The 7,764-nt window shown below is 72.5% G+C and carries 5 protein-coding genes; all 5 read left to right on the forward strand.

Annotated elements, in window-relative coordinates; genetic code table 11:
* Positions 1-1,904 (forward strand): peptidoglycan D,D-transpeptidase FtsI family protein (locus L1885_RS19500; protein ID WP_235798446.1); only part of this gene is annotated, 1,904 nt, incomplete at its 5' end.
* 25 nt (positions 1,905-1,929) lie between these two features.
* The gene (locus L1885_RS19505) at positions 1,930-3,651 is read left to right on the forward strand and encodes a UDP-N-acetylmuramoyl-L-alanyl-D-glutamate--2,6-diaminopimelate ligase (protein ID WP_372481980.1); all 1,722 of its coding nucleotides are present in this window, start codon (positions 1,930-1,932) and stop codon (positions 3,649-3,651) included.
* A gap of 4 nt (positions 3,652-3,655) precedes the next feature.
* Positions 3,656-5,104 carry a UDP-N-acetylmuramoyl-tripeptide--D-alanyl-D-alanine ligase gene (locus L1885_RS19510; protein WP_235798448.1) on the forward strand — a complete coding sequence of 483 codons (1,449 nt, stop codon included), beginning with the start codon at positions 3,656-3,658 and terminating at the stop codon, positions 5,102-5,104.
* Positions 5,101-6,171 carry a phospho-N-acetylmuramoyl-pentapeptide-transferase gene (mraY, locus tag L1885_RS19515; protein ID WP_235798449.1) on the forward strand — a complete coding sequence of 357 codons (1,071 nt, stop codon included), beginning with the start codon at positions 5,101-5,103 and terminating at the stop codon, positions 6,169-6,171. Before L1885_RS19510 ends, mraY begins: the two co-directional genes overlap by 4 nt.
* Positions 6,153-7,586, forward strand: coding sequence for a UDP-N-acetylmuramoyl-L-alanine--D-glutamate ligase (gene murD / locus L1885_RS19520; RefSeq protein WP_235798450.1), 1,434 nt, complete (start codon positions 6,153-6,155; stop codon positions 7,584-7,586). Before mraY ends, murD begins: the two co-directional genes overlap by 19 nt.
* Positions 7,587-7,764 lie beyond the last annotated feature (178 nt).

Genomic DNA, 7,764 nt, shown 5'->3' on the forward strand with positions numbered 1-7,764 from the left:
CTGGCGGCAGGCCGCCCGCGCGGCGCCGCACCGGGCGGCCCGGGCCGCCGCGCGCGTCGCGCCGGCTGAAGCTCGGCAGCCCGAAGCCGCGGCTGCGGTTCGTGGCCTTCGGCCTCTCGCTCGTCGTGCTGGTGTTCGCCGTGCGACTGCTCCAGGTGCAGGCCGTGGACGCCAGCGCCTACACCACCAAGGCGGACCAGAACCGCGTCCTGAAGAGCACCATCGCGGCGGAGCGGGGCGAGATCACCGACCGCTCCGGCGTCCCGCTGGCCGCCAGCGACGACGCGTACGACATCACCGCCGACCCGTCGATGTTCGCCCCGGCCTTCAGCAAGGCGACCGACACCCCCGAGCGGGCCGCGGCCCTGCTCGCCCCGGTGCTCGGTGCCGACCGGGCGACCCTGGTCAAGAAGCTCAGGACGCCGAACTCCCGCTACACCCTGCTGGCCTCCCGACAGACGCCCCAGGTCTGGAACCAGATCAAGGACCTCAAGAGCGTGCTCGCCACCAAGGCGAGCAAGGACGCGGCGGCCGGCGGCCCCGGCACGAATCCGCTCGCGGGCGTCTTCGACGAGGAGTCCAGCAAGCGGGTGTACCCGAACGGCGACCTCGCCGCCGGGATACTGGGCTTCGTCAACGGCACCGGCCACGGCGCGGGCGGCATCGAGTCGATGCTCGACAAGCAGCTCGCCGGGCGCACGGGGGAGATCTCGTACACCCAGTCGGGCGGGCGCCGCGTGCCCACCGGCAGCTCCAGCGAGAAGCCCGCCGTGCCCGGCACCGACGTCCAGCTGACCATCGACCGCGACATCCAGTGGGAGGCCCAGCAGGCGATCGCGTCCCAGGTCAAGAAGTCGAAGGCGGACCGCGGCTACGTCGTCGTCCAGAACGCGCGCACCGGCGAGGTGCTCGCCATGGCGAACGCGCCCGGCTTCGACCCCAACGACCTGACGAAGGCGGACCCGGCGAACCTGGGCAACGCCGCCCTCCAGGACGCGTACGAGCCCGGCTCCGTCGCGAAGATCATGACCATGTCCGCGGTGCTCCAGCAGAAGGCCGCGACACCGCTCACCCACGTCGTCGTGCCGAACCGCCTCCACCGGGGCGACCGGCTCTTCCACGACGACATCGACCACGCGACCGAGTACCTCACGCTCAACGGCGTGCTCGCGAAGTCCAGCAACATCGGCACCATCGAGGCGGCGGGCCACCTCGGCAAGACCCAGGCCCAGGCCAACAAGGTGCTCTACTCGTACCTGACCAGGTTCGGCATCGGGCAGCCCACCGGCCTCGACTTCCCCGGCGAGACCCAGGGGCTGCTGGCCAAGCCGGGGAACTGGTCGACCTCGCAGCAGTTCACCGTCCCCTTCGGCCAGGGGCTCTCGCTCAACGCCCTGCAGGCGGCATCCGTGTACTCGACCATCGCGAACGGCGGGGTCCGCGTGCAGCCCACGCTGATCAAGGGCACCCGCGGCCCGGACGGCCGCTTCACGCCCGCGCCGGCGCCGAAGAAGAGCCGCGTCGTCAGCGCGTCGACCGCCCGCACCGTCGGCACCATGCTGGAGTCGGTGGTCGGCAACGTGGAGGGCACGGGCACCTCGGCACAGATCCCCGGCTACCGGGTAGCGGGTAAGACGGGTACCGCCAACCGGGTGGATCCGAAGACCGGTAGCTACCGTGGGTACACCGCGTCCTTCGCCGGGTTCGCACCCGTCGACAAGCCGCAGATCACGGTCTACTGCGCCATCCAGAACCCGACCTCGGGCTCGTACTTCGGCGGCTCGATCTGCGGTCCCATCTTCAAGAAGGTCATGGAGTTCTCCCTCAAGACGTTGCAGGTCCCGCCCACCGGCAGCGCCCCCGCGCGGCTGCCGGTCACCTTCGACCCGGGATCCGGCGACTGAACCCTCAAGGCACCAGGAACCGCCAGTGACGATCAACACGACACCCCCCGGCGACCGCCCGGCCCCCGCGGACGGCGCATCGCCCTCGCTTGGCCGCGGCCCCGCACAGGCGGGTACGCTCACCGCCGTGCAACACGCTGATCAGAACCCGACCGACGCCGCGCCCGCCCCCGACAGCAGGCCCGGGGCGCCACGCCCCGCCCGGGTGAGCCCGAGCCCGCTGGCCGAGCTGGGCAAGCTGCTCGGCGAGAGCGCCCCGCTCGGGCCGGGCGAGGTCACCGGCATCACCCACGACTCCCGGGCCGTGCGACCCGGCGACGTCTACGCGGCCCTGCCCGGCGCCCGCGTCCACGGTGCCGACTACGCGGCGCAGGCCGCCGAGCTCGGTGCCGCGGCCGTCCTCACCGACCCCGCGGGCCGCGAGCGCGCCGCGGCGACCGGCCTGTCCGTGCTCGTCGTGCCCGACCCGCGCGCCCGGATGGGTGAGCTGGCCGCCGCGATCTACGGGCACCCCGGCGACGACCTCCTCCAGATCGGCATCACCGGCACCTCCGGCAAGACCACCACGGCCTACCTCGTCGAGGGCGGCCTGCGCGGCGCCGGCCACCGGACCGGCCTGATCGGCACGGTCGAGATGCGGGTCGGCGACGAGCGGATCAAGTCGGAGCGCACCACGCCGGAGGCCACCGACCTCCAGGCGCTCTTCGCGGTCATGCGCGAGCGCGGCACCACCTCCGTGGCCATGGAGGTCTCCAGCCACGCCCTGGTGCTCGGCCGGGTCGACGGCTGCGTCTTCGACGTCGCCGTCTTCAACAACCTCAGCCCGGAGCACATGGAGTTCCACTCCGGCATGGAGGACTACTTCCAGGCCAAGGCGAGCCTGTTCACCCCCGAGCGCAGCCGCCGCGGCGTCGTGAACCACGACGACGAGTACGGCCGCCGGCTGATCGCCGAGGCGTCCGTGCCGATCACCACCTTCTCGGCCGAGGGCCACCCCGACGCCGACTGGCGCGCCGAGGACGTCGAGGTCGGCTCGCACCGCTCGACCTTCACCGTGGTCGGCCCCGGCGGCGTGCGGGTGCACGCCGAGGCGCCGCTGCCCGGCCCCTTCAACGTCGCCAACACGCTCGCGGCCGTCGTCGCGCTGGCCGTCGCGGGCATCGACCCGGCGACCGCCGCGGACGGCGTGGCGGCGGTGCCGGGCGTGCCCGGCCGACTGGAGCGCGTCGAGGCCGGCCAGCCCTACCTGGCCGTCGTGGACTACGCGCACAAGACCGACGCCGTCGAGTCCGTGCTGCGCTCGCTGCGCAAGGTCACCAAGGGCCAGGTGCACATCGTCCTCGGCTGCGGCGGCGACCGCGACACCACCAAGCGCGGCCCCATGGGCGCGGCCGCGGCGCGGCTCGCCGACACGGCCGTCCTGACCGCCGACAACCCCCGCTCCGAGGATCCCCTCGCGATCCTCGCCGCGATGGTCGCGGGCGCCGCCGAGGTGCCCGTCCACGAGCGGGGGGCCGTCCTGCTCGACGCGGACCGCGCCTCCGCGATCGCCACCGCGGTCGCCCGCGCCCAGCCGGGGGACACGGTGCTCGTCGCCGGCAAGGGCCACGAGCAGGGCCAGGACATCGCGGGCGTCGTGCGCCCCTTCGACGACCGGGAGGTCCTGCGGGAAGCCATCGCCCGCTCGCTGCACGCCGAGCCCTGCAACGAGAACAACCGTCGCCACAGGAACAACAGTCAGGGATGACCAAGTGATCACCCTCTCCCTCGCCGAGGTCGCCGAAATCGTCGGCGGGCAGGCGCACGACATACCGGATCCGGGATCCACCGGGGCACCGGAGACGCTGGTCACAGGACCCGTCGTCTACGACTCCCGCAAGGTGTCGCCGGGCAGCCTCTTCGCGGCCTTCGCCGGCGAGCGCGTCGACGGCCACGACTACGCGCGCCGGGCGGTCGAGGACGGCGCGGTCGCCGTCCTCGCCACCCGGCCCGTGGGCGTGCCCGCGATCGTCGTCGACAACGTCGTCGAGGCGCTGGGCGCGCTGGCGAAGGCCGTCGTGGAGCGCCTGGGCGCCACCGTGGTGGCGCTCACCGGCTCCGCGGGAAAGACCAGCACCAAGGACCTGATCGCCCAGCTGCTGCGCACCAAGGCGCCCACCGTCTGGCCCGAGGGGAACCTCAACAACGAGATCGGCCTGCCGATCACCGCGCTGCGCTCGCAGGAGGACACCCGCTACCTGGTCCTGGAGATGGGTGCGCGCTACATCGGCGACATCCGCTACCTGACGGGCCTCGTGCCGCCCCGCGTCGGCCTCGTGCTGAACGTGGGCACCGCGCACATCGGCGAGTTCGGCAGCCGCGAGAACATCGCCGTCGCCAAGGGCGAGATGGTCGAGTCGCTGCCGTCCGCGGAGGAGGGCGGCGTGGCCGTCCTGAACGCGGACGACGCCCTCGTGTCGGAGATGGCCACCCGCACCAAGGCCCGCGTCGTGTACTTCGGCGAGTCGGACAAGGCAGACGTACGCGCCGAGAACGTGCGTCTCACGGACACGGGACAGGCCGCATTCCTGCTCCGGACACCCTCCGGGTGCAGGGAGGTGACCCTGCGGCTGTACGGTGAGCACCACGTGTCGAACGCGCTCGCCGCGGCCGCCGTCGCCCATGAGTTGGGCCTGTCCGTCGACGAGATCGCAGAAGCGCTCGGATCGGCGGGAACCCTCTCCCGTTGGCGTATGGAGGTCACCGAGCGCTCGGACGGCGTGACGATCGTCAACGACGCCTACAACGCGAACCCCGAGTCCGTGCGAGCAGCGCTCCGCGCGCTGGTCGCCATGGGCGGCGCCGCACGTGCCGAGGGGGGCCGTACCTGGGCGGTGCTCGGCCCGATGGCCGAGCTCGGGGACGACGCTCTCGCCGAGCACGACGCGATCGGGCGGCTCGCCGTCCGGCTCAACGTCAACAAGCTCGTGGCGGTCGGGGGCAGGGAAGCGTCCTGGCTGCGACTGGGCGCTTACAACGAGGGTTCGTGGGGTGAGGAGTCGGTGCACGTGTCCGACGCACGGGCGGCGATCGACCTGTTGCGCAGGGAACTGCGTCCGGGAGACGTCGTGCTGGTGAAGGCATCCAGGTCGGCAGCGCTGGAGAGGGTGGCCCTCGCCCTTCTCGACGGCGGGGCCGAGGGCGAGGTCGCCGGCCGATGAGGCAGATCCTCTTCGCGGGGGCCATCGGGCTCTTCCTGACCCTGATCGGCACCCCGCTGCTCATCAAGCTCCTTGCCAGGAAGGGCTACGGGCAGTTCATCCGGGACGACGGGCCGCGCACGCACGGCAGCAAGAAGGGCACGCCCACCATGGGCGGCATCGCCTTCATCCTGGCGACGCTCATCGCGTACGTCGCGGCGAAGCTGCTCACGGGTGAGGACTTCCACTTCTCCGGTGTCCTGGTGCTGTTCCTGATGACCGGGATGGGCCTCGTCGGGTTCCTCGACGACTACATCAAGATCGTCAAGCAGCGGTCCCTGGGCCTACGCGCCAAGGCCAAGATGGCGGGACAGCTCATCGTCGGCATCGCCTTCGCGGTGCTCGCGCTGCAGGACCCGAACACCCGGGGGATCACCCCCGCCTCGACCAAGCTGTCGTTCGTCACGGACTTCGGCTGGTCGATCGGCCCCGTGGTGTTCGTGGTCTGGGCGCTGTTCATGATCCTGGCGATGTCGAACGGCGTGAACCTCACGGACGGCCTGGACGGCCTCGCCACCGGCGCGTCGGTGATGGTGTTCGGCGCGTACACGTTCATCGGGCTGTGGCAGTTCCAGGAGTCGTGCGCCAACGCGGCGACCCTGACCAACCCCAACGCCTGCTTCGAGGTGCGCGACCCGCTCGACCTCGCGGTCGTGGCCTCCGCACTGATGGGCGCCTGCTTCGGCTTCCTGTGGTGGAACACCTCCCCGGCGAAGATCTTCATGGGGGACACCGGCTCGCTGGCGCTCGGCGGCGCCTTCGCCGGCCTCGCGATCACCTCGCGCACCGAGTTCCTGATGGCGGTACTCGGCGGCCTGTTCGTCCTGATCACGATGTCCGTGGTGATCCAGGTCGGATCGTTCCGGATGACCGGGAAGCGGGTCTTCCGCATGGCGCCGCTCCAACACCACTTCGAACTCAAGGGGTGGTCCGAAGTCCTTGTCGTGGTCCGCTTCTGGATCATCCAGGGCATGTGCGTGATCGTGGCACTGGGACTCTTCTACGCCGGATGGGCGGCCCAGAAGTGACGTCGGACGACTGGCGGGGCAGGCGCGTCACCGTCGCGGGGCTGGGCGTCTCCGGCGTTCCCGCGGCGCGCGTCCTGTCCGGCCTCGGCGCCGCCGTGACCGTCGTCAACGACGGCGACGACGAGCGTTCCCGCGCCCAGGCCGGCGAGCTGTCCGGCCTCGGCGTCACCGTCCGGCTCGGGGACGGCGACACGCTGCCCGAAGGCACCGAGCTGGTCGTCACCGCGCCGGGCTGGCGCCCCGACAAGCCGCTGTTCAAGGCGGCGGCGGCCGCGGGCGTCGAGATCTGGGGCGACGTCGAGCTGGCCTGGCGGCTGCGCGGACCGGACGCCGCCCCCTGGCTGGCCGTGACCGGCACGAACGGCAAGACGACCACCGTGCGGATGCTCGCCGCGATCCTGACGGCGGCGGGCCTGCGCACGGCCGCCGTCGGGAACATCGGCGTCTCGCTCCTCGACGCCGTCACCGGCGACGAGACGTACGACGTCCTCGCCGTCGAGCTCTCCAGCTACCAGCTGCACTGGGCGCCGAGCCTGCGCGCCCACTCCGGCGCGGTCCTCAACCTCGCACCCGACCACCTGGACTGGCACGGCTCCATGGAGGCGTACGCCGCCGACAAGGGCCGCATCTACGAGGGCAACCAGGTCGCCTGCGTCTACAACGCGGCCGACCGGGCGACCGAGGACCTGGTCCGCGCCGCCGACGTCGAGGAGGGCTGCCGGGCCATCGGCTTCACCCTCGGCACGCCCGGCCCCTCGCAGCTCGGCGTCGTCGACGGGCTCCTCGTCGACCGCGCGTTCGTCGAGGGCCGGCAGCACCAGGCGCAGGAACTGGCCGAGGTCGGCGACATCTCGCCCGCGGTGCCGCACAACGTCGCCAACGCGCTGGCCGCCGCGGCGCTCGCGCGCGCCTACGGGGTCGAGCCGTCCGCGGTCCGCGACGGGCTGCGGGCCTTCCGCCCCGACCCCCACCGCATGGAGCACGTCGCCGACGTGGGCGGAGTCACGTACATCGACGACTCCAAGGCGACGAACACGCATGCGACCGAGGCGTCCCTCGCCTCCTACGACCCGATCGTGTGGATCGCGGGCGGCCTCGCCAAGGGCGCCACGTTCGACGAGCTGGTCGCCGGGGCGGCCGGACGGCTGCGCGGCGCGGTCCTGATCGGCGCAGACCGCGGGCTGATCAAGGAAGCGCTGGCGCGACACGCCCCACAGGTCCCGGTGGTCGACCTCGACCGGACCGACACTGGGGCGATGTCGGCGGCCGTTCACGAGGCGACGCGCCTGGCACGGCCGGGGGACACCGTCCTGATGGCCCCGGCCTGCGCGTCGATGGACATGTTCGCCAACTACAACAAGCGGGGCGAGGCGTTCGCGGAAGCCGTGCGCTCGCTCGCCGCGGAGCATGCCTGACCGGCGGGCCCTGGTGCCCCGCCGGTCTCGACTGGAGGGTCCACCGCCGATGCCGCCGATCCCGCCGATGCCGACGACGCCCGCCGGTGACACCCCGCCCGGCTCCGGCACCGCCGGCGGCCGGGAGGACGTCCCGGCCGCCGCGCGGTCCGGCCGCCGCGGTGCCGCCCGCGGGCCG

The sequence above is a fragment of the Streptomyces fuscigenes genome (genome assembly GCF_021556455.1).
Taxonomy (GTDB): domain Bacteria; phylum Actinomycetota; class Actinomycetes; order Streptomycetales; family Streptomycetaceae; genus Streptomyces; species Streptomyces fuscigenes.

Coding starts and splice junctions, on each gene's coding strand:
- murD (WP_235798450.1), top strand. CDS start 6,153: ATGGGCGGCCCAGAAGTGACGTCGGACGACTGGCGGGGCAGGCGCGTC.
- mraY (WP_235798449.1), top strand. CDS start 5,101: ATGAGGCAGATCCTCTTCGCGGGGGCCATCGGGCTCTTCCTGACCCTG.